Genomic DNA, 23574 nt, shown 5'->3' on the forward strand with positions numbered 1-23574 from the left:
GAAGTCCTTCATTAGACTGGCTCCGTCGCGGGTTCTCGCGATGTCTCCCGGTGCGCCGCGTGTATCCGGGTATGTATGGCAATGCCCCCCTGTATCCCCTGAGCCAAGGACCGTGATCGACGTGAAGGTCGGCATCCCCCGCGAGGTCAAGAACAACGAGTTCCGGGTGGCCATCACACCCGCCGGCGTGCACGAGCTGGTGCGCCACGGCCACCAGGTCTTCATCGAGCAGAACGCCGGTGTCGGCTCCTCGATCACGGACGACGAGTTCATCGGCGCCGGAGCGCAGATCCTCCCCACCGCCGACGAGGTCTGGGCGACCGCGGACCTCCTGCTGAAGGTCAAGGAGCCGATCGCGGAGGAGTACCACCGCCTCCGCAAGGACCAGACGCTCTTCACCTACCTGCACCTCGCGGCCTCCCGCGAGTGCACGGACGCGCTGCTGGAGTCCGGCACCACCGCCATCGCTTACGAGACGGTGGAGACCGCGAACCGCGCGCTGCCGCTGCTCGCCCCGATGTCCGAGGTCGCGGGCCGTATCGCCCCGCAGGTCGGCGCGTACCACCTGATGCGCTCGGCCGGCGGCCGCGGCGTGCTCCCCGGCGGTGTCCCCGGCACCCAGCCCGCGAAGGCCGTCGTCATCGGGGGCGGCGTCTCCGGCTGGAACGCCACGCAGATCGCCGTCGGCATGGGCTTCCATGTCACGCTGCTCGACCGTGACATCAACAAGCTGCGCGAGGCCGACAAGGTCTTCGGCACGAGGGTCCGGGCGATCATGTCCAACGCCTTCGAGCTCGAGAAGGCCGTCCTGGAAGCGGACCTCGTCATCGGCGCCGTTCTCATCCCGGGCGCCAAGGCGCCGAAGCTGGTCACCAACGAGCTTGTCTCCAGGATGAAGCCCGGAAGTGTACTTGTCGACATCGCAATCGATCAGGGCGGCTGCTTCGAGGACTCGCGTCCCACCACCCACGCCGAGCCGACCTTCCAGGTTCACAACTCGGTCTTCTACTGCGTCGCCAACATGCCGGGCGCCGTGCCGAACACCTCGACGTACGCGCTGACCAACGCGACGCTGCCGTACATCGTGGAGCTCGCCAACCGCGGCTGGGTCGAGGCGCTGCGCCGGGACCAGGCGCTCGCGCTGGGCCTCAACACCCATGACGGCCAGGTTGTTTACGGCCCGGTCGCCGAGGCCCACGGCCTGGAGACCGTCGAGCTGAGCTCGCTTCTCGGCTGACGGTCAACGCCTCACGTCAACATCACACTCACGGCCGGACCTTGCTGAGCGGGGTCCGGCCGGATATGTATCCGACCGCTTTGGGACGCTCGTTCAACTCGCCTCGAACGTAACCCTTTAACCGTTTCGCACACCCTCGAAACCTGGCGGCCAGGTCCTGCCCCGACGCCCGACACCCTTGACAGAAGGGTGTTCGGTTGCCGACACATTGGCCCGGGTCCGGTGGATTGTGTTGCTGCGGAGCGGTGACACGCCATAGAGTCGCCAACCGTCGGCATGGTGCCACGCTGACCTATCGATATGTTTCCTGGTCACGTCCAAGGAGGTAAGACGACTTGTGAATGAGTCGACATTTACTCCCGGGGGTGGTCAACCAGGAATGCTCCCCCTACGTCCAGAGGGCGTCGGGGTGCCCCCAGCGCGGGGGCAGAGCCCGTCAGTCGGGCACGAAGCTGTCGGCTCCGTCGCAGTCCGAACCTTCGCGACGCAGCAGCACACCACGCCCATGACGACAGCCCACACGATGAAGATGATGGACGGCCTACACGTGAACGCCATGGCCGGCAACGAGAGTGGCCGAGAGTCCACCCACTTCGCCGCCTACGAGGAAGTCCCCGAAGGGCACTTCTACGACCCCGACGCCGAGTACGAGCCCGATCCCGAGTACGCGGCCACCCTCGCCCCTGACGCCGCGCGTCAGCGCCGCGAGCGGATCGGCCCCACCGGACGGCCACTGCCGTACTTCCCGATCCCGGGTCCGCTGACCTCTCACGGACCCGCGAAGATCATCGCGATGTGCAACCAGAAGGGCGGCGTGGGCAAGACGACGTCGACCATCAACCTGGGCGCCGCGCTCGCGGAGTACGGACGGCGTGTGCTGCTCGTCGACTTCGACCCGCAGGGTGCGTTGTCGGTGGGTCTCGGTGTGAATCCGATGGAGCTCGACCTCACCGTCTACAACCTGCTCATGGAGCGGGGCATGGCGGCGGACGAGGTACTGCTCAAGACCGCCGTGCCCAACATGGACCTGCTGCCGAGCAATATCGATCTGTCGGCCGCCGAAGTGCAGTTGGTGAGCGAGGTCGCGCGCGAGTCGACGCTGCAGCGTGCGCTGAAGCCGCTGATGTCGGACTACGACTACATCGTGATCGACTGTCAGCCGTCGCTCGGCCTGCTGACCGTGAACGCCCTGACCGCGGCTCACAAGGTGATCGTGCCGCTCGAGTGCGAGTTCTTCGCGCTGCGCGGAGTGGCGCTGCTGACCGAGACGATCGAGAAGGTCCAGGAGCGGCTCAACCCCGACCTGGAGCTCGACGGCATCCTGGCCACGATGTACGACTCCCGTACGGTGCACAGCCGTGAGGTGCTGGCGCGGGTGGTCGAGGCGTTCGACGACCACGTCTACCACACGGTGATCGGGCGGACCGTGCGCTTCCCGGAGACCACGGTGGCCGGTGAGCCCATCACCACCTACGCATCGAACTCCGTCGGAGCCGCCGCGTACCGTCAGCTCGCCAGGGAGGTGCTCGCCCGGTGTCACGCCGAGTGAGTCTGCCCGGGGCCGACGAGCTGTTCCGCACGACCGGAGGCATGGCGCTGCAGTCGTCCTCTCCGCGGCGGCAGGCGAACGGCGAGCCCAGGGTGCCTGCGCCGGCGGGAGAGAGCGACCCGGTTTCTGAGGGCGCGCCCGAGCCGTCCCCGTCCTCGCCGTCCGAGGAGCACTCCGCGGCCGACGCGGACGGTGCCGACGGACGCAGCCGGGGCGCGAAGGCCGACGCCGACCAGAGGAGCGGGACGAAGCCCCGTCCTGCCGCCCAGACCGCGCAGGAGTCGGCGGCCGCGGGTGTCGCGCCCGGCGGTCAGACGCGGCGCCGGAGCGGCGGCCGCGGTGCGAACCGCCGCCCGAGCGGTCGCGAACGGCACGACGAGAAGATCACGGTCTATGTCTCCGCCGAGGAGCTGATGGACCTCGAGCACGCGCGGCTCGTGCTGCGCGGCGAACACGGGCTGGCCGTGGACCGCGGGCGGATCGTCCGCGAAGCGGTTGCCGTGGTGCTGGCGGATCTTGAGCAGCGGGGCGACGCGAGCATTCTCGTGCGACGCCTGCGTGGCCGCTGAGGGTAGCCTGACGCGCTGCCCCTGCCTGCTCCTTTGCCCCCTGGACCACGATGCCGCCGACCGCCGACGCTCCCCGCTCCTCCCGCCGCTCCCTGGGCCGTGGCCCGGGCGCGCCGGGCGTGCGCCCGGAGCCGGAGGCTTCACCCGGGGCGGAGGCCCCGGGCTCCGAGGCCGCCGAGGTGGAGCCGGTGGCCGCTCCGGTGGAGCCTGAGCCGGGGCCTGAGGCGGGTCCGGTGGAGCCTGAGACGGGGCTCTCGGAGCCGGACCGCCTGCTGGACGACGGAGAGCCTGAGGGGCCGGAGGAGCCGGAGGAGTCTCCCCAGGCGCCGCCCCTTCCCGAAACCGGGGCCGAGACCCCGGCGGAGCCGGACGTCGCCGAGACCCCGGCCGCGCCCTCAGCCGCACCTTCAGCCGCGCCGCATACGAGCGAGGCGCCGCCCGTCGTGGACGACGGGCGGTTCAAAGTCCGGCTGGCGAACTTCGAAGGGCCCTTCGATCTGCTGTTGCAGCTCATCAGCAAGCACAAGCTCGACGTCACCGAGGTGGCCCTGTCCAAGGTCACCGATGAGTTCATGGCGCACATCCGCGCCATGGGGCCCGACTGGGATCTCGACCAGACCACCGAGTTCCTTGTCGTCGCCGCCACGCTGCTCGATCTCAAGGCAGCCCGGCTCCTGCCCACCGCCGAAGTCGAGGACGAGGCCGATCTCGCGCTGCTCGAGGCGCGGGACCTTCTCTTCGCGCGGCTGCTGCAGTACCGCGCGTACAAGCAGATCGCCGAGATCTTCGACCGGCGGCTGGCCGAGGAGGCCCGGCGCTACCCCCGTACCGTGGGGCTGGAGCCGCAGCTGGCAGAGTTGTTGCCCGAGGTCGTCATCAGTATCGGCGCCGAAGGGTTCGCCAAGCTGGCCGTGAAGGCCATGCAGCCCAAGCCCAAGCCACAGGTGTACATCGACCACATCCATGCGCCGCTGGTCAGCGTCCGGGAGCAGGCCGAGATCGTCGTGGGCCTGCTGCGGGAGCGCGGGCGGGTCAGTTTCCGCGAGCTGATCGCCGGCGTCGGCGACACCCTCACCGTCGTCGCCCGGTTCCTCGCCCTGCTGGAGCTCTACCGCGACAAGGCCGTCGTCCTCGATCAGGAGGACGCCCTGGAGGAGCTCACCGTCACCTGGGCCGGCGGCGACGCGGAGGCGACCGTCACCGACGAGTTCGACCGGCCCCCCGAGATTCCGGAGGAGGAGAAGAAACCGTGACCGATCTCAAGGCCGATCTCAAGGCCGAGCTCAAGCCCGCCCTCGAGGCCGTGCTGATGGTCGTCGACGAGCCTGCCACCGAGGAGCACCTCGCCAAGGTGCTGGACCAGCCGCGGCGGGCCGTGGCGGACGCTCTGCGGGAGCTGGCCGACGAGTACACCGTCCAGGGCCGCGGCTTCGAGCTGCGGCTCGTCGCGGGCGGCTGGCGGTTCTACTCGCGCGCCGAGCACGCGGACTCCGTGGAACGCTTCGTCCTGGACGGGCAGCACGCCCGGCTCACCCAGGCGGCACTGGAGACGCTGGCGGTCGTCGCGTACCGCCAGCCGGTCAGCCGTTCGCGCGTCTCCGCGGTACGCGGAGTGAACTGTGACGGGGTCATGCGGACCCTGCTCCAGCGCGGTCTGGTCGAGGAGGCGGGCGCGGAACCCGAAACAGGTGCGATCCTGTACAGGACGACGAACTACTTTCTGGAGCGGATGGGCCTGCGCGGCCTGGACGAGCTCCCGGAGCTCGCGCCCTTCCTCCCCGAGGCCGAGGCGATCGAGGCCGAGACCCAAGAAGGTGTTCCGTCGTTCGATCCGGATGCCCCGGACGACGAAGACGACAAGCAGACGACGGAACTTTGATGCGAAGCAGCGGCAAGGACAGCAGCGGGCGCGGCAACTACCGGGGTGCCGGTAACAGCCGTGACGACAAGCAGAAGCGCGCGGGCAAGCCCCGTCCCGAGGAGCGCCGCTACGACGTGGGCGGTTCCCCCGACGAGCCGAAGCGCGGCCGGGGTGCGGCGGCCCGCGGCGGTGCGAAGGGCGGCCCGAAGCAGTCCCCGCAGCGCGGTGGCGGGCGCACCGCGCCCGCGCGCTCGCGTGAGTACGACGCCCGTACCGAGGAGCGCAACCGCGAGCGCTACGCGGGCAAGCCCGAGGTGAAGACCCCGAAGACCTTCCCGGGCGCGGAGCAGGAGGGCGAGCGGCTGCAGAAGGTGCTGGCCAGGGCCGGGATGGGCTCGCGGCGCGCCTGCGAGGAGCTGATCGACCAGGCCCGCGTCGAGGTCAACGGCAAGATCGTCGTTGAGCAGGGCATGCGCGTGGACCCGGCGAAGGACGAGATCAAGGTCGACGGGCTGACCGTCGCCACCCAGAAGGATCTCTTCTTCGCGCTGAACAAGCCGGCCGGTGTCGTGTCGACGATGGAGGACCCCGACGGCCGCCAGTGCCTCGGCGACTACGTCACCAACCGCGAGACGCGTCTGTTCCACGTCGGCCGGCTCGACACCGAGACCGAGGGCATCATCCTGCTCACCAACCACGGCGAGCTGGCCCACCGGCTGACCCACCCCAAGTACGGCGTGAAGAAGACCTATCTGGCCGCGATCCAGGGCCCGTTGCCGCGTGAGCTCGGCAAGCGGCTCAAGGACGGCATCCAGTTGGAGGACGGCTACGCGCGCGCCGACCACTTCCGGGTCGTCGAGAACACCGGCAAGAACTACCTGGTCGAGGTCACGCTGCACGAGGGCCGCAAGCACATCGTCCGGCGGATGCTCGCGGAGGCGGGCTTCCCGGTCGACAAGCTCGTCCGGACGTCGTTCGGGCCGATCGGGCTCGGCGACCAGAAGTCGGGCTGGCTGCGCCGTCTGACCAACACCGAGGTCGGCATGCTGATGAAGGAAGTCGGCCTGTAGCCGGACCAGTTCAGCGACGAAGCCCGCGGCCGATCCGGCCGCGGGCTTCGTCGCGTCTTGTGCCCCTGGGCCCCACCCCTTTATAGTCAGAGTGACTATTAAGGAGGCGGGCGTGAGTCTCGCGGACATCCTCGAACCCCTGCAGCAGCCGCTGTTCACCGTTCTCGACACACCGGTGAGCTGGACCGAGGTCCTCGGCTTCGGCAGCGGCGCGCTCTGCGTCTGGCTGGTCGCCCGCCAGCACATCGCCAACTGGCCGATCGGCATCGCCAACAACCTCTTCTTCATCCTGCTCTTCACCCAGGCCGGCCTGTACGCCGACGCAGGCCTGCAAGTCGTCTTCATCACCCTCGCCGTGTACGGCTGGTGGACCTGGACCCACGGGGGTGGACCAGGTTCCGACGGCCTCCCTGTGCGGCGTACCAGCCGCACCGAGTGGACCTGGCTGCTCGCGGCGGGGGTGGTGGGGACTCTCGGGCTGACGCTCCTGCTCGACAGCCGGACCGACTCGACCGTCCCGTTCTGGGACGCGCTCACCACCGCGCTGTCGCTGATGGCGACGTACGGGCAGTGCCGCAAGCGTCTTGAGTCCTGGTGGCTGTGGATCGCGGCCGACGTGGTCTACATCCCGCTGTACGCGTACAAGGAGCTCTATCTGACCTCGCTGCTGTACGTCGGCTTCATGACCCTGTGCGTCGTCGGACTGCGCAACTGGTCGCGCGATCTGGCCGCCGGGCGGCGGGAGTTGGCGGAGGCGACGGCATGAGGCCCTATGCGCACGGCCTGGTGCTCGGGAAGTTCTATCCGCCGCACGCCGGACACCACCATCTCGTACGGACCGCGGCCGACCGCTGCGAACTGCTGACCGTGCTGGTCTGCGCGGCCTCCGTGGAGACGATTCCGCTCGCCGAGCGGGTGGCGTGGATGCGCGAAGTGCACCCTGGTGTACGGGTCGTGGGCGCGGTCGACGACATCCCGATGGACCTGAACGACCCGGCCGTCTGGGACGCGCACATGGCCGTCTTCCGCGCCGCCGTCCCCGAGCCCGTCGACGCCGTCTTCACCTCGGAGACGTACGGCGAGGAGCTGGGCCGCCGCTTCGGCGCCGAGTCCGTGTGCCTCGACCCGGACCGGACCCTGTACCCGGTGTCCGGGACGGCCGTCCGCAAGGACCCGGTCGGCTGCTGGGACTTCCTCCAGCCGCCGGTGCGGGCGGCGCTCGCCCGGCGCGTGGTCGTACTCGGCGCCGAGTCGACGGGCACGACGACCATGGCCCGGGCGCTCACCGAGCACTACCGGCGGCGGGGCGGCGTCTGGGCGCGGACGCGCTGTGTGCCGGAGTACGGGCGGGAGTTCAGCGAGCGGAAACTGGCGCGGCTGCGCGCCGAGCGGCCCGGCGCGGACTGGGCCGAGGTCTCCTTCACCTCGGCGGAGTTCCCGGTCATCGCCGCGCGGCAGGCCGAGCTGGAGGAGGAGGCCGCGCGGGCCGGCTCTCCGCTGCTGTTCTGCGACACCGACGCCTTCGCGACGACCGTCTGGCACGAGCGCTATCTGGGCGGCCGCAGCGACGAGGTGGCACGGATCGCCGCCCGCGGACGGCAGCATCTGTGGCTGCTCACCGACCACGAGGGCGTGGACTTCGAGGACGACGGACTGCGCGACGGGGAGCAGTTGCGGCCCTGGATGACCGGCCGGTTCCGGGAGGAGCTGGCACGCACGGAGCGGCGTACCGTCACTCTCACCGGACCGCACGAGCAGCGGCTGGCCGCCGCGGTCGCCGCCGTGGACGCGCTGCTCGACGAGGGCTGGGACCTCGCCGAACCTCTCCCGGAGCGACGCTGATGCAGGGTTACGACCCGGGCGCGTTCCCGCCCTTCGCGGTGACCGTCGACCTCGCCGTCTTCACGGTCCGCGAGGGACGGCTGCATGTGCTGCTCGTACAGCGCGGCGAGGACCCGTACAAAGGCGCATGGGCGCTGCCCGGCGGATTCGTACGGCCGAGGGAGTCGGCCGGGGAGGCCGCCCGCCGTGAACTCGCCGAGGAGACCGCGCTGTCGCAGGAGACCGTGGAGGACCTCCATCTGGAGCAGCTGCGGACCTACAGCGGCCCCGACCGCGATCCGCGGATGCGCGTCGTGTCCGTCGCCTACACCGCGCTGCTGCCCGATCTGCCGGAGCCGCGCGGCGGCGGCGACGCGGCGCACGCCCGGTGGACGGCCCTGACGGCCGCCCGGCCGCTCGCCTTCGACCACGACCTGATCCTCGCCGACGCGCACGAGCGGATCGGCGCGAAGCTCGAATACACCTGTCTGGCCACCAGTTTCTGCCCGGGCGAGTTCACGCTCGGCGAGCTCCAGCAGGTGTACGAGACGGTCTGGGGCGTCGACCTCGACCGGCCCAACTTCCGGCGGAAGGTCCTCACCACACCCGGCTTCGTCGAGGCCGTCGAGGGCCCGCCGCGCCGTACCGGCGGTCGGGGGAAACCGGCCGCGCTCTACCGGGCAGGCGCCGCATCGGCCCTGCACCCGCCACTCCTGCGACCGGAAGGACGGCAGGCATGACCATGCTGAGGACCACGAGGACCGTCACGAAACAGGCCGCCACCGGCTCACTGATCGGACTCGCGCTCGGGGACGCACTGGGCTTCCCGACCGAGTTCAACGATGTGCCGCAGATACTCGCCAAATGCGGGCCCTGGCGGGAGATGGTGCTGCCGAAGCCTGCGATCGTCACGGACGACACCCAGATGACGCTTGCGCTGGCACGCGGCATACGCACCGCCATGGACCGCGGACTGCTCGTCGCGTCGCGGCTGACGCGGCCGGTCCGTGAGGAGTTCGTGGCCTGGTACCACTCCCCGGACAACAACCGCGCGCCCGGCCGCACCTGCATGCTCGCCTGCCAGTTGCTCGACAGCGACCGGCCGTGGCAGGAGGCCAGCCAGATCGGCTCCAAGGGCTGCGGCGCCAATATGCGCGTCGCGCCGGTCGGCCTCGTCCCGGGCCTGAGCGAGGAACAACGCGCGGGCGCGGCCCAGTTGCAGTCCGCGCTCACCCACGGCCATCCCACCGCGCTCGCGGCGAGCGACCTGACAGCCCGCGCGGTGTTCCTGCTCGCGCAGGGCGCGGAGCCGATGGGCCTGGTGGGCCAGCTGCGCTCGTACGCGTACGAGAACCGCGGCCGCTACTACGACCGCTGGCTCGGCAACCTCTGGACCTACTCCCACGACCCGACGCCCGAGGCGTTCATCGCCCGGGGCTGGGACGAGTGCCTCCAGATCCTGGAACGCCTGGCGAAGGCCCTGCGTACGGCAAACCCGGAGACGGACCCGTGCCTGGTAACCGGCGACGGCTGGATCGTGGAGGAGGCCCTCGCCACCGCACTGCTGTGCTTCCTCCTCTTCCCGGAGGACCCGGTGTCGGCCCTGCGCCGGGCGGCCTGCACGAGAGGCGACTCGGACTCGATCGCGTGCCTGACGGGAGCGTTCGCGGGGGCGCACCTGGGGGCGGGGGCGTGGCCGAAGGACTGGTCGGAACGGATCGAGTACCGGAGCGACCTGATGTCGCTGGGTGCGCTCTGGGATGCTTGATCCGTGCTGGATGCCCTGAGCCTGGACCTCACCTCTGTCGTCACCGAGCAGCCGGACCCTCTGCTGTTCGCCACGGTCTCCGGCGCGCATCTCTACGGCTTCCCCTCACGGGACTCCGACGTGGACCTGCGGGGTGTCCATGTCCTGCCCGTCGAGCAGCTCGTAGGACTGCGCGAGCCGGCGGAGACCCGGTCGCGGATGTGGGACCGCGACGGCGTCGAGATGGACCTGGTCACGCACGACCTGCGCAAGTTCGCGCGGCTGATGCTGCGGCGCAACGGCTATGTGCTGGAACAGCTGCTGTCGCCGCTGGTCATCCACACGACAGCCGCGCACGCGGAACTGGTGGCTCTCGCCCCCGGCGTGCTCACCAGCAACCATGCGCACCACTACCTGGGGTTCGCCAACACGCAGTGGCGGCTCTACGAGCGCACGGGTGAGCTGAAGCCGCTGCTGTACGCCTTCCGCTCGCTGCTCTCCGGCGTCCACCTGATGCGTACCGGCGAGGTGCAGGCCCATCTGCCCACGCTGCTCGGTGAGGTGCCCGCCGCGCCGGGCTATCTGCCCGAGCTGATCGACGCGAAGGCGGCCGCGGAGCACGGCCCGGCGGCGGGTCTGACCGAGGGCACCGTACGCGCCGACTTCGAGGCCCTCCACGAGGTGCTGGAGGCAGCCCGGACGGCCTCGGACCTCCCGCAGGAACCGGGCGCGTACGCGTACGACGCGCTGCACGACTTCACCGTACGAGTGCGGCTGACGCGTTAGAGCCGGGCGGCGTCGAGGGCCGACCCGGCCGACGCGCGGCGGGTGCGGATCAGGAAGTCCTCGACCCGCGCCCGGTCCGGCTCCGCCGGGAGCGGGGTCGACAGGGCCGCCTCGTCCGCCTCGTCCGCCGTGCGGGACATCCAGGACTCCACCTCCCGCCAGGAGACTTCGCCGCGCTTCACCGCCAGCAGGCGCTCGCGGTCCTCGCCGACGTCGAGGACCAGGCGACCCGTGCGGAGCAGATCGCGGCAGCTCGTCAGGAGGCGGAGCAGGTGCATCGCGTGTTTCCAGCGGGGCGCTCCGTGCACGCTGACGTCCGACTGGAGTTTCTTGTGCTGGCCCTGGGCGTAGCGGACAAAGGTCTGGTGGGTGTGGCGGGAGAGGAACGCGTCGCGCAGGGCGAGGAGTTCATGGCCCGTCGCGTCGATGTGGTCGACGTGCGGGGAGTGCAGGCACTCCAGGATGTTGGGGTTGGCCCGCAGCGCCAGTTCGCAGAAGCGCTCGAGCTCCCAGGAGAACTGCTCGTCCGCCGGGCCCTCCACATGCGTCGGCGGCTTCTCGAACCGCCAGTACAGCGGCGTCGGCGCGAGGAAGACGCCGCGGCGGTCCGTGTCGCTGTCCTCAGTCGCGAGGCCGAACGCACGCGACCCCATGACGCACGAGTAGATCGTGTGGTCGCGCACCAGGACTTCCGGGGTCATGCGCCACAGGCTACGGGAGCAGGATCGTGTCCCCGGAGACGGTGATCTGCTTCTGCGGCAGCGGAGTCTGTGCCGGGCCGGCCTCGACCGCGGCGTCCTCGACGCTGAACTTGCTGCCGTGGCACGGGCAGTTGATCGTGCCGTCCGCGACCGCGTTCACCGTGCAGCCCTGGTGCGTGCACACGGCCGAGAAGGCCTTGAACTGGCCCGCAGTCGGCTGCGTCACCACGATCTTCTGCTCCGCGAACACCTTTCCGCCGCCCACCGGGATGTCCGCCGTCTTGGCGAGCTCCTCACCGGCCGGGGTCGACGATCCCGTCGCCTCACCGGTGGGTGCCGCCGTCGACTCGGTCGTGGCCGGAGGGCTCGGCGTGTCCGCTGTCGCCGTCGGTTGCTCCGTCGTCGCTCCGCCGCTCTCGTCCCCGTCACCGCACCCCGTCACCAGCGCGGCGACTCCCGCCGCTCCTGCCGTCAGCACCGTCCGTCGTCGCGCGTCCATGGCCGTCTCCCTATGTCGTGACACCGAGCGTGCTCGTGTTGCAACTCTGACAGTCCAACCCGCATAGGCAGTGCATCGCCACAGGCACGGCCGCCAGAAGGCGGACGTCCACCGGTTCGCGCACTCACGCCCAGGGCGCGAGCTCCTGTGCATGGCCGTCCGCGTCCCGCACCACCGCGAGCACGGCGGTGACGGCGGCCCGCTCGATCGGCCCGTACACATGCGGGAAGAGCAGGTCCTCGGAGCCCTCCCAGCGGATCTCGGCGGCGAGTGCGGCCTCGTCGATCTGGAGCACCAGCAGGTCCGGTACGTCGCGGTACGGGCCGTTGGCGATGGCGAGTGCGGCGGGCCGGTCGGGCGAGCAGTGCACAAAGCCCTCGGTGGTCAGCGAGACAGGGGCGTACGGACGCTCCAGGTCCGCCGTCCATTCGTCCACGGGCACGACATGAAAGAGCATGCCGCCAGTTCTAGCGCAGGCCGGTGGAACGGGGCGGTGCGGGGAGTGAACGGGGCCGTGAACGGGGTCGTCGCTCCAAGTGGCCGTGGTGTCCTGTTTGGGTGACATTGACCGTGTTCCGGATGGCTCTTCGAAAGGCGAATCATGGCGGGTAGCGACCTGGGCGGTCTCCTGGGCATGCTCACCAAGTCCGGTCTCGTCGACCAGACCCAGTCCTGTCGCTGCGGCAGGCCGTCGACAAGCTGAGCCCGAACGGACAGCTGGCGCAGGGCGCGTCGCTGGAGGACATCTTCAAGCAGCAGCAACTCTGACCGCCTTCGCCGCAGGCCGGCGGCGGCCGCGTGCCGACGCCATGTCTCGCAGGGCGGTCGCCGCCGCGCTCCCTCCTCGCGCCTGACTACGCTGAATGGAGCACCCGCACAGCTAAGGAGCACGACGTGGCGGTACGAGCGGTCCGTGGAGCCGTCCAACTGGAACGGGACGACGCCGGGCACATGGACGAGCAGGTCAGCGAACTGCTCACCGCCGTCCTGGAGCGGAACGGACTCACCACCGACGATCTGATCAGCGTCTGGTTCACCGCCACGCCCGATCTGCACAGCGACTTCCCGGCGGCCGCGGCCCGCAAGCTCGGCATCGTCGACGTACCGCTGATCTGCGCCCAGGAGCTCGATGTCGTGGGTGCGATGCCCCGAGTCGTACGGATCCTCGCCCACGTCGAGTCCGAGCTCGCCAAACCCGAGATCGCGCACGTGTACCTCGGTGCCGCCGCCGCCCTGCGCAAGGACATCGCCCAGTGAGAACCGCCGTCGTCATCGGAACAGGCCTGATCGGCACCTCGGCGGCCCTCGCGCTCGCCGGACGCGGAGTCGTCGTCCATCTCGTCGACCACGACCCGGAGCGCGCCCGGACGGCCGCCGCGCTCGGCGCGGGCACGGACGATCCGCCCGAGGGCCCGGTGGACCTGGCGATCGTCGCCGTGCCGCCGGCTCATGTCGCCACCGCGCTCGCCGACGCGATGCGCGCCGGCCGCGCCCGCGGCTACCTCGACGTGGCCAGCGTCAAGGGCGGCCCCCGCCGCGAGCTCGAGGCCCTCGGCCTCGACCTGACGGGCTACATCGGCTCGCACCCGATGTCGGGCAAAGAGCGCTCCGGGCCGCTGGCGGCGACCGCCGACCTCTTCGAGGGACGGCCGTGGGTGCTCACACCGACCCGCGACACGGACACCGAGGTCCTCAACCTGGCGCTCGAACTCGTGGCGCTCTGCCGGGCCGTCCCCGTGGTCATGGACGCCGATGCGCACGACCGCGCGGTGGCCCTGGTCTCGCACACCCCCCAGCTGATCTCCTCGATGGTCGCCGCACGCCTCGAAGCGGCCGACGAGACGGCCGTACGCCTGTGTGGCCAGGGCATCCGCGACGTGACGCGGATCGCGGCATCCGACCCGCGGATGTGGGTCGAGATCCTCTCCGCGAACCCGGGCCCGGTGGCCGACGTGCTGGCGGGCGTCGCGGCCGACCTGGACGAGACGGTGCAGTCGCTGCGCGCGCTGCAGTCCTCCGACGAGTCCAAGCGCCGTGGGGGAGTCGAGGGCATCGAGGACGTCCTGCGCAGGGGCAACGCGGGCCGCGCCCGGGTCCCGGGCAAGCACGGCGCGGCACCGACCTCGTACGAGGTCGTCGCGGTCCTGATCAGCGACCAGCCGGGAGAGCTGGCGCGGATCTTCGCGGATGCGGGTCGTGCGGGTGTGAACGTGGAGGATGTCCGCATCGAGCATGCTACGGGTCAGCAGGCGGGTCTGGTCCAGCTGATGGTCGTGCCGGCGGCGGCGCCGGTGCTGTCGGCCGCGCTGCGGGAACGCGGCTGGTCGATCCGGCAGTAACGGGGTGTCTGAGGGCTCCGCCGAACGTGTGTAAAGGATGGCCCCGGCAATCGGTAACCTTGTTCGGGGCCCCTCGGCATTTCCGCCGGCCCTCTCCGCGTACCAGGAAAGGTGTCCGACACCGTGGATTCCGTGATCGTCGCCATCGACGGCCCCTCCGGCACGGGCAAGTCGAGCACCTCCAAGGCAGTCGCAGCCGCTCTCGGGCTGAACTACCTGGACACCGGCGCGCAGTACCGGGCGATCACCTGGTGGATGATCAGCAACGGAGTCGACGTGGCGGACCCCGCCGCCATCGCCACCGCCGCGGGCAAGCCCGCGATCGTCTCCGGCACCGACCCCGCGGCGCCCGCCATCACCGTCGACGGCGTGGACGCGTCCGGACCGATCCGTACGCCGGAGGTCACCGCCAAGGTCAGCGCGGTCAGCGCGGTCCCCGAGGTCCGGGCGCGGATCACCGAGCTGCAGCGCTCCATCGCCGCGGCCGCCGGGACCGGCATCGTCGTCGAGGGCCGCGACATCGGCACGACCGTGCTGCCGGACGCGGATCTGAAGATCTTCCTGACCGCGTCGCCCGAGGCCCGCGCCGCCCGCCGCAGCGGCGAGCTGAAGGGCGCCGACGTGGCGACCACCAAGGAAGCCCTGATCAAGCGGGACGCGGCCGACTCCAGCCGTAAGACTTCCCCGCTCGCCAAGGCGGACGACGCGGTCGAGGTGGACACCACCGCGCTGACTCTGAAGCAGGTCGTCGAGTGTGTCGTCACCCTCGTCGAGGAGAAGCGGGCGGCGCGGTGACCGTATCGTCCGGGAAGGGCGCGGCACCGTCCGAGAAGGGCGCGGCGGTCGGGCGGAGGATCGGCATCGGGCTGATGCACGGCCTGTACCGGCCGCGGGTGCTCGGCGGCTGGCGGGTCCCGACGGCCGGGCCGGTGATCTTCGCCGTGAACCACTCGCACAACATCGACGGGCCGATGCTGATGGGCACCGCGCCCAGGCCCGTGCACTTCCTGATCAAGAAAGAGGCGTTCATCGGCCCGCTCGACCCGTTCCTGCTCGGAATCGGTCAGCTGAAGGTGGACCGTACGACCGCCGACCGCACCGCCGTCACCAACGCGCTCGGCGTACTGGAGCGCGGCGGCGTCCTCGGCATATTTCCCGAGGGCACTCGCGGTGAAGGAGACTTCGCATCGCTGCGCGCCGGGCTCGCGTACTTCGCCGTACGTTCCGGGGCGCCGATCGTCCCCGTGGCGGTGCTGGGAAGCAGCGAGCGCCGCGGACGGTTGATACGGGCGTTGCCTCCGCTGCGCAGCCGGGTGGACATCGTCTTCGGCGACGCCTTCGAGGCGGGTGACGGTAGCGGTCGCCGTACGCGCAAGGCGCTGGACGACGCCACCGTACGGATCCAGGAGCGGCTCACCGCCCACCTGAAAAACGCCAGGCGCCTCACCGGGCGCTAGGTAAGACTTGAGTAGTGGCCCGCGCCATATCGCGGTCCATCGATGATGAATGAGGAACGGACTTCATGAACGACCAGCACGACCACGGAGCACTCGGCGACGCCGAGTACGCGGAGTTCATGGAGCTCGCCGCGGTAGAAGGGTTCGACCTCGAGGACGTCGAGGGCGCCATCGAGGAGGCGGGCCACGGCCCGCTGCCCGTCCTCGCCGTCGTCGGCCGCCCCAATGTCGGCAAGTCGACCCTGGTGAACCGCATCATCGGCCGCCGCGAGGCCGTCGTCGAGGACAAGCCCGGCGTCACCCGCGACCGCGTCACCTACGAGGCCGAGTGGGCAGGCCGCCGCTTCAAGGTCGTCGACACCGGCGGCTGGGAGCAGGACGTCCTCGGCATCGACGCCTCCGTCGCCGCCCAGGCCGAGTACGCGATCGAGGCCGCCGACGCGGTCGTCTTCGTCGTGGACTCCACGGTCGGCGCGACCGACACCGACGAGGCCGTCGTCAAGCTGCTGCGCCGGGCCGGCAAGCCCGTCGTGCTCTGCGCCAACAAGGTCGACGGACCGAGCGGCGAGGCGGACGCCACCGCCCTGTGGTCGCTCGGCCTCGGCGAGCCGCACCCCGTCTCCTCCCTGCACGGCCGCGGCACCGGCGACATGCTCGACGCCGTCCTGGAGGCGCTGCCCGAGGCCCCGGCCCAGACCTTCGGCACCGCCGTCGGCGGCCCGCGCCGCATCGCGCTGATCGGCCGTCCGAACGTCGGCAAGTCCTCGTTGCTCAACAAGGTGGCCAACGAGGACCGCGTCGTCGTCAACGAAATGGCGGGCACCACCCGCGACCCCGTCGACGAACTGATCAAACTCGGCGGCGTCACCTGGAAGTTCATCGACACGGCCGGCATCCGCCGCCGCGTCCACCTCCAGGAGGGCGCGGATTACTACGCCTCGCTGCGTACGGCCGCGGCCGTCGAGAAGGCGGAGGTCGCGGTCGTCCTGATCGACGCGAGCGAGTCCATCAGCGTCCAGGACCAGCGGATCATCACGATGGCCGTCGAGGCGGGCCGCGCGATGGTGGTCGCCTTCAACAAGTGGGACACACTCGACGAGGAGCGCCGCTACTACCTGGAGCGCGAGATCGACACCGAGCTCGGTCAGATCTCCTGGGCCCCGCGGGTCAACGTCTCCGCCCTCACCGGCCGCCACATGGAGAAGCTGGTCCCGGCGATCGAGACCGCGCTGGCGGGCTGGGAGACGCGTATCCCGACGGGCCGGCTGAACGCCTTCCTCGGCGAGATCGTCGCCTCGCATCCGCACCCGATCCGCGGCGGCAAGCAGCCCCGCATCCTCTTCGGCACGCAGGCCGGCACCAAGCCGCCGCGGTTCGTGCTGTTCTCCTCCGGCTTCCTGGAGCACGGCTACCGCCGCTTTGTGGAGCGCAGGCTGCGCGAGGAGTTCGGCTTCGAGGGCACGCCGATCCACATCTCGGTGCGGGTGCGCGAGAAGCGCGGCCGCAAGAAGTGACCTGACGTCGGTGATCCGACGTCGGTGATCCGACGTCGGTGATCCAACGACAAAGGGCGCTGCCCCGGACCGTTCACCAGGTCCGGGGCAGCGCCCTTTGTGTCGTACGTACCGGCCTCAGACCCCTCGCCGGGGCGCCGGCGGCAGCGCCGGCCGCAGGTTCCCGTGGTTCGGCCGGCTCGTCGGGTACGGCTGCCAGCCCGCCCCCGGGTGCGCCCTGTGCAGCCCCGTCCCGAAGCCCTTGAAGCCGAGATCCTCCTCGCCGCTGCGGTCGCCGGGAAGCGTCCGGAACGCTCTGCGGAACTCGGAGTACAGCGCGTCGTAGATCGGCGTGGAGGAGTGGCCTCCCGAAGCCTCGTGCGCGGGGCGCATGGCCGGGATGTGGCTCTGGTACGGCTGGCGGGAGGGGTCGTATGAGTGCACGTACCTGCAACGACGCCGCCGACCGGGGGATGCGGGCTGGGTGGTGCTGCATTCTTCCGGCGGAAGTACGCAGACGTGCGCCGGGGGCGTGTCGGTACGCCCCCGGCCGGTCTCCCGCTCCCGCTCAGGTGCCGGCGAGCGGCATCGCGGCGGCCACCAGTCGGCCGCCCGACGCGGCCTTCTCCAGCGCCTGGCGCAGCAGGTCCTCGCGCGGCTGCTGGCCGATCGAACCGACCGGGGCGGCGAACACCAGGACCGTGTGCGACCGGTTGGCGGCCGCCCGCCAGCCGTCGGTGACCTGGAGCGGCTGGTGGGCCTGCCACCAGGCGACCGGGCTGCCGCCGCCGGTGCCGGGCTGGAGCACGGCGTGCAGCTGGCCCATGGCGACGAGCACCGACCAGCCGGGCAGCAGGGACGGCCGCTGGTTGACGTCGGAGATCGGCACGAAGCCCTGCTCGATGAGGAGCGGCAGGAAGTCGTCGCCGCCGTTGCCGGTGGTGCCGGGACGGGCGATGGGTGCGGTCGGTTCGACGACCAGCGCCGGGTGCAGCTCACCGTTGATCAGCACGAGTCCGCTGGTGATGCCGAGGACGGCCTGTCCGGGCGCGCCCTGGGGACGGTCCTGCGCGGCGTTCGGGTCCTCGCCGGTGATGGACCGTACGGCTCCCTGGAGCTGGTCCTCGGCGACCTGGACGACCTGCGAAGGGATGCAGGTGGCGTGGGCGAAGGCGAGAACGGCGGTCTCGTCGCCGACGAACAGGACGGTGCTCGTGCGCTCCTGCTCGGAGTCGCCCGGAGTGCGGCAGGAGGTGCAGTCGTAGCTGCCCGGGGCATTCAGGCCGGCCAGCAGCCGGTCGGCTTCTTCGTCGCCGATCTCGGCGCGTACGTCCTCGCTGACGTCGAGCATGCGCGGCACGGGTGGCTCCTCGGACTTGATCTTGTACGCCGGGCGGGTCCCGGCTCATAAAGAACTCAACGGGTGATCTGTGGCAGGGGTCACGCACGGAGAGGAACGGAATCGAACCATCCGACGCAAGCGGTGAGACAGCGGGCGGAATTGACTACTCACCGTCAACAGCTGCTGGATGCACGGAAGTTGACGGCGTGAACCGGCTCACAGATCGGGTCGTCGGCAGGTCGACAAATCATGAAATCAGCGAATCAAGTGGGTGGCCGGATTTCGACGCTACTTCGGGTAATGGGCAACTGGCCTGGAACGACAGGGAATTGGTTGATACCGGAGGGGTGCGCTGCCTAGATTCCTCCGCCGTGTGCAGAGAGCACCGCCCGGGACAGCCCGCCCGGCCGCACAGCCAGTGCGGCAGACCGCACCACCAGCACCACGCACCACCACCTCAGCGGGCTGGGGGGAGCGGACCAGGACGCCGGATGCGTCGAAGGCCGCGCCGCCCGAGGGACCCCGGGTCCTTCGAGAGGGATTTGATGTTCACGAGTTCCCGTTCCATACGCAGGCGTGACACGGCGGCGCTGGTCGGCGCCGCACTGGTGGCGCCGCTGGCTCTGCTCAGTGCGACGTCCGGCACGGCCCAGGCGGCGGACAGCGGGGTATGGGACCGCATCGCCACGTGCGAGAGCGGCGGAAACTGGCACATCAACACCGGCAACGGCTACTACGGCGGGCTGCAGTTCTCCGCCGGGACGTGGCGGGCCTACGGAGGCGGGGCCTACGCGGCCACCGCGGACCGGGCGAGCAAGGCACAGCAGATCGCGGTCGCGACCAAGGTCCAGCGGGCACAGGGCTGGGGCGCGTGGCCGACGTGTTCGGCGAGGGCCGGGGCGTACGGAAGCGCGCCGGAGAAGTCCTCGGCCTACAAGGCCGGCCCGAAGGAGGTCAAGGCCAAGGTCAAGCCGAAGGCCAAGGCCCCGGCGGAGGCACCCCAGCGGGTCCGGGCGCACACCGATCGCGGCAGTGACCGCGACGGGCGCTACATCGTCCGCAGCGGCGACACGCTCAGCGCGATCGCCGCCGCGCACGACACGGACTGGCGCGAGCTGTACGCGGCCAACAAGGCCGTCATCGGCGGTGATCCGAACCTCATCGTGCCCGGGCAGCGGCTCGCGCTCTGACCTGCCGTGCTCCGGCTCCGTCAGGTGGCCCCGTCCGGTTCCGACCGGGCGGGGCCGCGCTCGCCGGGCTCCCCGCTGAACACGACGGAGCCGCGGCGCAGTTCATGGACGAGGACGGTGGTGGAGGCGGCCGCGCCCAGGCCGGACGGCAGCCGTTGCTCCGCGAGGACGACCGCGGCGTCGAGGGTGCGGAGCAGTTCGTACGTACGGGTCGCGACGGCCGGTGACATGCCCTGCGTCGGCTCGTCGACGAGGACGACACGGGCGGACGACAGCAGGGACCGGGAGACCGCGAGCATGCGCTGCTCACCGCCGGAGAGGGTGCCGGCGCGGCGGTCGAGCAACGGCCGGAGGGCCGGGTAGCCGTCCAGAGCGCGCTCGAACTGCCCGCCTCCCGCGGCGATTTCAAGGTTCTCCGCGACCGTGAGGGTGTCGTACACCGCGCGCAGGTCCGGTACGAAGCACAGCCCGCGACGGGCCCGTTCATGCGCGTGGAGCCCGGTCACGTCGGCCCCTCGCCACACCACGCGTCCGGCGGACAGCGGCACCGTCCCGGCGAGCGCGCGCAGCGCGGTGGTACGGCCGGAGCCGTTGCGCCCGAGCAGGACGGTGACGGCACCGGCGGGCACGGCGAGGTCGACGCCGTGCAGGGCCTCCAGCGGGCCGTACCGCACCCGGGCGGCGCGCAGCTCGATCTCCACGGTCATCGCACGATCCGCCCCGCCTCCATGACATGCACGGTGTGCGCGATACGGGCGACGAGATCGAGATCGTGCTCGACGACGAGCACGGCCATCCCGTCGGCCGCCAGCGCCTCGAGGATCCGCGCCAGCGCCCTGACCTCGCCGGAGTCGAGCCCCGCGGCGGGCTCGTCCAGCAGCAACGTGTGCGGCTGCCCGGCGAGCGCCCGCCCCAACTCGACGCGCCGCAGGGCCCCGGTGGACAGCCCGGCGGCGGGCAGACTCCGGACGGGCCCGTCGAGCCCGAGCAGCCGCAGCACGTGCGGAACGGTCGAGGCGTCACGGAGATGCCCCTGCTCGGCGCCGATGCGGACGTTCTCCTCGACGGTCAACGAGGGGAAAACGGCGAGCTGCTGAAAGGTCCGGGCGATCCCGAGCCGGGTGCGGGCGTGCGAGGCGCGCCGGGTGATGTCGACCCCGTCGAGCTCGACGCGCCCGGAGTCGGGCCGCAGGGTGCCGCACAGACAGTGAAAGAGGGTGCTCTTGCCGGCCCCGTTGGCGCCGACGAGCGCGGTGACCTGTCCGGAGCGCAGGACGAGATCAACCCCGTCGAGCGCGACGAACCGCCGGTAGCTGAGCCGCACGGCGCGCGCGACGAGCGTGTGCGCGGTCGGGGGAAGGCCGGGGCGTGGCGGTTTGGTTGGCGCGCCGGGCGCGGTCGGTGGGCTTCCGGCTTCGCCGGAGCCGGCTGCACCGGGGCGTGGAGGGGTGGTTGGCGCGCCCAGCCTGGGCGGTGGACCCCCGCCTTCGCCCGGCGCGGTCGGTGGGCTCCCGGCTTCGCCGGAGCCAAGCCCAGCAGCCTTGGCTGCCGGCTCGGCTTCACGGCCGGCCTGTGGACTCGCGGCGCGGCCCGGCCGCGGCGGCGTGGTTGGCGCGCCCAGAGTGGGCTCCGGGCCGCCGCCTTCGCCGGGCCCGGGCCCGGCTGCGCCGGGGCGTGACGGTTCGGTTGGCGTGCCGGGCGCGGGTGTTGAGCTTCCGGCTTCGCCGGAGCCGGGCGGCGCGGCCGTGGGCGGTTCGCCGTCGCCGTCGGTGCCGGTGCCGGTGCCGTTGGCTTTGCGCCCGGGCCGTGGGGCCGCGGTTTCGCCAGGTCCTGCGGCATCGGTCTCACGGCCGGGTCGTGGACTCCCGGCTTCGCCGTAGCCGAGTCCGGCAGTCGTGTCTGCCGACTCGGCATCACGGCTGGGCCGTGGGGCCGCGGCGTGGCCAGGGTCCGGCTGTGTGGTTGGCGCGCCCGGCGCGGGTGGTGGGCCGCCGGGCTCGGCGGCGGCATCACGGCCGGGCCGACGGCCCGTGGCGGAGACGGCCGTCTTCGGCCCGTGGCCCGGGCCCGCGGCCCCGCCGGGCTCGCCGGGCTCGGCGGTGAGCACGCCCCGAGGCTCGGCCCCACGGCGGGACAGCAGGCCCAACACCCGTGACGGCAGATCAGGCAGGCGGCCGATCAGGATCGCCAGGATGCCGATGACCGCCGCCGCGACGCCGCCGCGGGTGCCGGCGTCCAGGCCCACCAGGAGCGCGGCCGCGGCAAGCGGGGCAAGGAGGTTGTCCGCGCCCAGGACCACGATCGCGGCGAACCAGAGCAGGCCGACCACCGGGTCGTACGCCTCCGGGTCGAAGGCGCGCAGGCCCATGCCGAGCAGACCGCCGCCCAGGGCCGCGAGCGCCGCGCCCGTGACGAAGGCGAGGAGTTTGAGCGCGGGCACCGGGATGCCGGATGCCGACGCGCCCGGTTCGTGGTCGCGGAGTGCCGCGAGCGCCCGGCCCGTCCGGCCCCGCCGCAGGGCCGCCACGGCGAGCAACGCACAAGCGAGTACCGCCAGTTCGATGACGTAGAACGCGCGGTCGGACATCAGGCCCGCCGGGCGGGACAGCGACAGACCCGCCGTCGCGTACGGCTGCGCGAAGACGAAGCGGCTCACCCCGACGCCGACCGCCAGCGTCGCGAGCGCCAGCGCGAGTCCGTGGCGGCCGATCGCCGGCCAGCCGGTGAGCAGCCCGAGCGGCGCGACCAGCAGCACCGCGACGACCAGCGCGAGCAGTTCGGGCATCGCCGGGAGCCCGGGGAAGCGCCCGGCCGCCAGCAGCGCCGTGAACAGCGCCCCCAGGCCCGCGTACGCCGCCTGGCCCAGCGAGATCTGGCCGCCCCGGCCCGTCACGACCACCAGCGACAGCAGGATCACGGCCAGCGCAGGCACCTGGATCGCGGTGTGCAGGTCCCTGCCCGCGAAGCCCAGCGGCAGCAGGAAGAGGATCGCGGCGACGAGCCACGCGACGCCCGGGACCCGTACCGCCGGCGCCGTCGCGCGGGCCAACGAGCCCTGCGCCCCGATCCCCGGCAGTACCAGCGCCGCGATCAGCAGGGCGACGACGAAGAGATTCGCGCCCACCGCCTGGAGCAGCGGTTCGCCCCAGCCCGACGGGTGCAGCCGGGTCAGCTGGGCCTGTGCCACGCCGATCGCCAGCGCCGCGGCCACCGCCACCGGCAGGCTCCGCATCCGCGCGATCACCGCGACCGCGATGACCTCGACGACCAGCAGGGGCAGCCCGTACGGATCGAGCCGGACGTATGGCGCGAGCAGCACCCCGGTCAGCCCGGCCGTGAACGAGCCGAACGCCCACCCCACCGCCGACACCCGGTCCGCGTCGATCCCGCCCAGCGCCGCGAGCGGACGGTTGTCGACGACCGCCCGCAGCTCACGCCCGAACGGCGTCCACCGGGTGACCGAAGCGACCAGCGACGCCAGCACCAGGACCGCCGCCAGCTGGGCCCACGGATCGTCCGGCAGCAGCTTCGGCGCGTCCGCCCGCGCCCCGGGGCCCCACACCAGCGCCGCACCACCGACCAACAGCACGAACACACCGATGGATGCCACGAGAGCCCGTGCCGGGTCCACCTCCAGAATCGCGATGGGACGGAAGACGAGCCGGTCCAGTACGAGCCCGATCCCGGGTGCCACGACCAGCAGCGTCACCGCAGCGGCGAGCGGCAGCGGCCAGCCCCACTCCACCGCGAACTCCCGCAGCACATACGCGCAGACCATCGCGATCGCGCCCTGCGCCAGATTCAGCACGCCGGTCGCCCGGTAGGTGACGATCAGTCCGATCCCGGTGAGCGCGGCCGCGCTTCCGACCGCGAGCCCCGCGAGGGTGAGGTCGTACGTCAGTGAGCTCACCCG

Annotated in this window: 24 protein-coding genes; 17 read left to right on the top strand and 7 right to left on the bottom strand. The window is 71.4% G+C overall.

What is annotated here, in order from left to right:
- The first annotated feature begins 121 nt into the window (after nt 1–121).
- From ald to ACH4YL_RS15970, 11 genes are all read left to right on the top strand, one after another.
- Nucleotides 122–1237 (top strand): alanine dehydrogenase, encoded by a 1116-nt coding sequence (ald, locus tag ACH4YL_RS15920; protein WP_398508363.1) that lies wholly within the window; start codon nt 122–124, stop codon nt 1235–1237.
- A 379-nt stretch (nt 1238–1616) separates the two neighbouring features.
- On the top strand, nt 1617–2786 hold the full coding sequence (locus tag ACH4YL_RS15925; protein WP_398507916.1) for a ParA family protein: 1170 nt from the start codon (nt 1617–1619) through the stop codon (nt 2784–2786).
- Complete coding sequence (locus ACH4YL_RS15930) at nt 2783–3355, top strand: hypothetical protein (protein ID WP_398508364.1); 573 nt, start codon at nt 2783–2785, stop codon at nt 3353–3355. The genes ACH4YL_RS15925 and ACH4YL_RS15930 overlap by 4 nt, the downstream gene beginning before the upstream one ends.
- A gap of 50 nt (nt 3356–3405) precedes the next feature.
- Nucleotides 3406–4608, top strand: coding sequence for a segregation/condensation protein A (locus tag ACH4YL_RS15935; protein WP_398507917.1), 1203 nt, complete (start codon nt 3406–3408; stop codon nt 4606–4608).
- A 56-nt stretch (nt 4609–4664) separates the two neighbouring features.
- Nucleotides 4665–5234 (top strand): SMC-Scp complex subunit ScpB, encoded by a 570-nt coding sequence (scpB, locus tag ACH4YL_RS15940; protein WP_398508365.1) that lies wholly within the window; start codon nt 4665–4667, stop codon nt 5232–5234.
- Nucleotides 5234–6286 (top strand): pseudouridine synthase, encoded by a 1053-nt coding sequence (locus ACH4YL_RS15945; protein ID WP_398507918.1) that lies wholly within the window; start codon nt 5234–5236, stop codon nt 6284–6286. The genes scpB and ACH4YL_RS15945 overlap by 1 nt, the downstream gene beginning before the upstream one ends.
- Before the next feature lie 112 nt (nt 6287–6398).
- Nucleotides 6399–7052: a nicotinamide riboside transporter PnuC gene (gene pnuC, locus ACH4YL_RS15950; protein WP_398507919.1), complete on the top strand. Its 654-nt coding sequence runs from the start codon at nt 6399–6401 to the stop codon at nt 7050–7052.
- Complete coding sequence (locus tag ACH4YL_RS15955) at nt 7049–8128, top strand: AAA family ATPase (protein WP_398507920.1); 1080 nt, start codon at nt 7049–7051, stop codon at nt 8126–8128. The genes pnuC and ACH4YL_RS15955 overlap by 4 nt, the downstream gene beginning before the upstream one ends.
- Entirely contained in the window at nt 8128–8847 is a 720-nt protein-coding gene (locus tag ACH4YL_RS15960; protein WP_398507921.1) for an NUDIX hydrolase, read from the top strand. Before ACH4YL_RS15955 ends, ACH4YL_RS15960 begins: the two co-directional genes overlap by 1 nt.
- Nucleotides 8844–9875, top strand: coding sequence for an ADP-ribosylglycohydrolase family protein (locus tag ACH4YL_RS15965; protein WP_398507922.1), 1032 nt, complete (start codon nt 8844–8846; stop codon nt 9873–9875). The genes ACH4YL_RS15960 and ACH4YL_RS15965 overlap by 4 nt, the downstream gene beginning before the upstream one ends.
- A 3-nt stretch (nt 9876–9878) precedes the next feature.
- Nucleotides 9879–10640 carry a DNA polymerase beta superfamily protein gene (locus tag ACH4YL_RS15970; protein ID WP_398507923.1) on the top strand — a complete coding sequence of 254 codons (762 nt, stop codon included), beginning with the start codon at nt 9879–9881 and terminating at the stop codon, nt 10638–10640.
- On the opposite strand, the gene ACH4YL_RS15975 is transcribed toward ACH4YL_RS15970, so the two are convergent.
- The 3 genes from ACH4YL_RS15975 to ACH4YL_RS15985 form a co-directional block, all read right to left on the bottom strand.
- Complete coding sequence (locus ACH4YL_RS15975) at nt 10637–11341, bottom strand: DNA polymerase beta superfamily protein (RefSeq protein ID WP_398507924.1); 705 nt, start codon at nt 11339–11341, stop codon at nt 10637–10639. The genes ACH4YL_RS15970 and ACH4YL_RS15975 overlap by 4 nt on opposite strands.
- 10 nt (nt 11342–11351) lie before the next feature.
- Nucleotides 11352–11840, bottom strand: coding sequence for a Rieske (2Fe-2S) protein (locus ACH4YL_RS15980; protein ID WP_398507925.1), 489 nt, complete (start codon nt 11838–11840; stop codon nt 11352–11354).
- Nucleotides 11841–11964: 124 nt separating this feature from the next.
- Nucleotides 11965–12297: a DUF952 domain-containing protein gene (locus ACH4YL_RS15985; RefSeq protein ID WP_398507926.1), complete on the bottom strand. Its 333-nt coding sequence runs from the start codon at nt 12295–12297 to the stop codon at nt 11965–11967.
- Nucleotides 12298–12734: 437 nt separating this feature from the next.
- Between ACH4YL_RS15985 and aroH the strand changes: the two genes are divergently transcribed.
- From aroH to der, 5 genes are all read left to right on the top strand, one after another.
- Nucleotides 12735–13097, top strand: coding sequence for a chorismate mutase (gene aroH / locus ACH4YL_RS15990; protein ID WP_398507927.1), 363 nt, complete (start codon nt 12735–12737; stop codon nt 13095–13097).
- On the top strand, nt 13094–14179 hold the full coding sequence (locus ACH4YL_RS15995; RefSeq protein ID WP_398507928.1) for a prephenate dehydrogenase: 1086 nt from the start codon (nt 13094–13096) through the stop codon (nt 14177–14179). The genes aroH and ACH4YL_RS15995 overlap by 4 nt, the downstream gene beginning before the upstream one ends.
- A 111-nt stretch (nt 14180–14290) precedes the next feature.
- Complete coding sequence (gene cmk / locus ACH4YL_RS16000) at nt 14291–14974, top strand: (d)CMP kinase (protein WP_398507929.1); 684 nt, start codon at nt 14291–14293, stop codon at nt 14972–14974.
- Complete coding sequence (locus tag ACH4YL_RS16005; protein ID WP_398507930.1) at nt 14971–15636, top strand: lysophospholipid acyltransferase family protein; 666 nt, start codon at nt 14971–14973, stop codon at nt 15634–15636. Before cmk ends, ACH4YL_RS16005 begins: the two co-directional genes overlap by 4 nt.
- Nucleotides 15637–15701: 65 nt before the next feature.
- Nucleotides 15702–17150, top strand: coding sequence for a ribosome biogenesis GTPase Der (der, locus tag ACH4YL_RS16010; RefSeq protein WP_398507931.1), 1449 nt, complete (start codon nt 15702–15704; stop codon nt 17148–17150).
- Between the two features lie 117 nt (nt 17151–17267).
- On the opposite strand, the gene ACH4YL_RS16015 is transcribed toward der, so the two are convergent.
- Both ACH4YL_RS16015 and ACH4YL_RS16020 read right to left on the bottom strand, forming a co-directional pair.
- Nucleotides 17268–17522, bottom strand: a complete 255-nt coding sequence (locus tag ACH4YL_RS16015; protein ID WP_398507932.1) for a hypothetical protein — start codon at nt 17520–17522, stop codon at nt 17268–17270.
- 175 nt (nt 17523–17697) lie between these two features.
- Nucleotides 17698–18489: a hypothetical protein gene (locus ACH4YL_RS16020; protein WP_398507933.1), complete on the bottom strand. Its 792-nt coding sequence runs from the start codon at nt 18487–18489 to the stop codon at nt 17698–17700.
- 527 nt (nt 18490–19016) lie between these two features.
- Here ACH4YL_RS16020 and ACH4YL_RS16025 point away from each other — a divergent pair.
- Nucleotides 19017–19661, top strand: a complete 645-nt coding sequence (locus ACH4YL_RS16025) for a transglycosylase family protein (protein WP_398507934.1) — start codon at nt 19017–19019, stop codon at nt 19659–19661.
- A gap of 20 nt (nt 19662–19681) precedes the next feature.
- On the opposite strand, the gene ACH4YL_RS16030 is transcribed toward ACH4YL_RS16025, so the two are convergent.
- Nucleotides 19682–20368 (bottom strand): ATP-binding cassette domain-containing protein, encoded by a 687-nt coding sequence (locus tag ACH4YL_RS16030; RefSeq protein ID WP_398507935.1) that lies wholly within the window; start codon nt 20366–20368, stop codon nt 19682–19684.
- A complete protein-coding gene (locus ACH4YL_RS16035) occupies nt 20365–23571 on the bottom strand; it encodes an ATP-binding cassette domain-containing protein (protein WP_398507936.1) in 3207 nt (1068 codons plus the stop codon). The genes ACH4YL_RS16030 and ACH4YL_RS16035 overlap by 4 nt, the downstream gene beginning before the upstream one ends.
- Nucleotides 23572–23574: the final 3 nt, after the last annotated feature.

Source organism: Streptomyces sp. NPDC020681 (assembly GCF_044334895.1).
In the GTDB taxonomy this organism is placed as follows: Bacteria; Actinomycetota; Actinomycetes; order Streptomycetales; family Streptomycetaceae; genus Streptomyces.

Excerpts from the sequence above, each read along its gene's own strand:
- ACH4YL_RS15955 (WP_398507920.1), top strand. The coding sequence starts at position 7,049 with ATGAGGCCCTATGCGCACGGCCTGGTGCTCGGGAAGTTCTATCCGCCG.
- scpB (WP_398508365.1), top strand. The coding sequence starts at position 4,665 with ATGGTCGTCGACGAGCCTGCCACCGAGGAGCACCTCGCCAAGGTGCTG.
- ACH4YL_RS15975 (WP_398507924.1), bottom strand. The coding sequence starts at position 11,341 with ATGACCCCGGAAGTCCTGGTGCGCGACCACACGATCTACTCGTGCGTC.
- ACH4YL_RS15980 (WP_398507925.1), bottom strand. The coding sequence starts at position 11,840 with ATGGACGCGCGACGACGGACGGTGCTGACGGCAGGAGCGGCGGGAGTC.
- ACH4YL_RS15925 (WP_398507916.1), top strand. The coding sequence starts at position 1,617 with ATGCTCCCCCTACGTCCAGAGGGCGTCGGGGTGCCCCCAGCGCGGGGG.
- ACH4YL_RS16015 (WP_398507932.1), bottom strand. The coding sequence starts at position 17,522 with ATGCGCCCCGCGCACGAGGCTTCGGGAGGCCACTCCTCCACGCCGATC.
- ACH4YL_RS15945 (WP_398507918.1), top strand. The coding sequence starts at position 5,234 with ATGCGAAGCAGCGGCAAGGACAGCAGCGGGCGCGGCAACTACCGGGGT.
- ACH4YL_RS15985 (WP_398507926.1), bottom strand. The coding sequence starts at position 12,297 with ATGCTCTTTCATGTCGTGCCCGTGGACGAATGGACGGCGGACCTGGAG.
- ACH4YL_RS15965 (WP_398507922.1), top strand. The coding sequence starts at position 8,844 with ATGACCATGCTGAGGACCACGAGGACCGTCACGAAACAGGCCGCCACC.
- ACH4YL_RS16030 (WP_398507935.1), bottom strand. The coding sequence starts at position 20,368 with ATGACCGTGGAGATCGAGCTGCGCGCCGCCCGGGTGCGGTACGGCCCG.
- der (WP_398507931.1), top strand. The coding sequence starts at position 15,702 with ATGAACGACCAGCACGACCACGGAGCACTCGGCGACGCCGAGTACGCG.
- ACH4YL_RS15935 (WP_398507917.1), top strand. The coding sequence starts at position 3,406 with ATGCCGCCGACCGCCGACGCTCCCCGCTCCTCCCGCCGCTCCCTGGGC.
- ACH4YL_RS15960 (WP_398507921.1), top strand. The coding sequence starts at position 8,128 with ATGCAGGGTTACGACCCGGGCGCGTTCCCGCCCTTCGCGGTGACCGTC.
- ACH4YL_RS16025 (WP_398507934.1), top strand. The coding sequence starts at position 19,017 with ATGTTCACGAGTTCCCGTTCCATACGCAGGCGTGACACGGCGGCGCTG.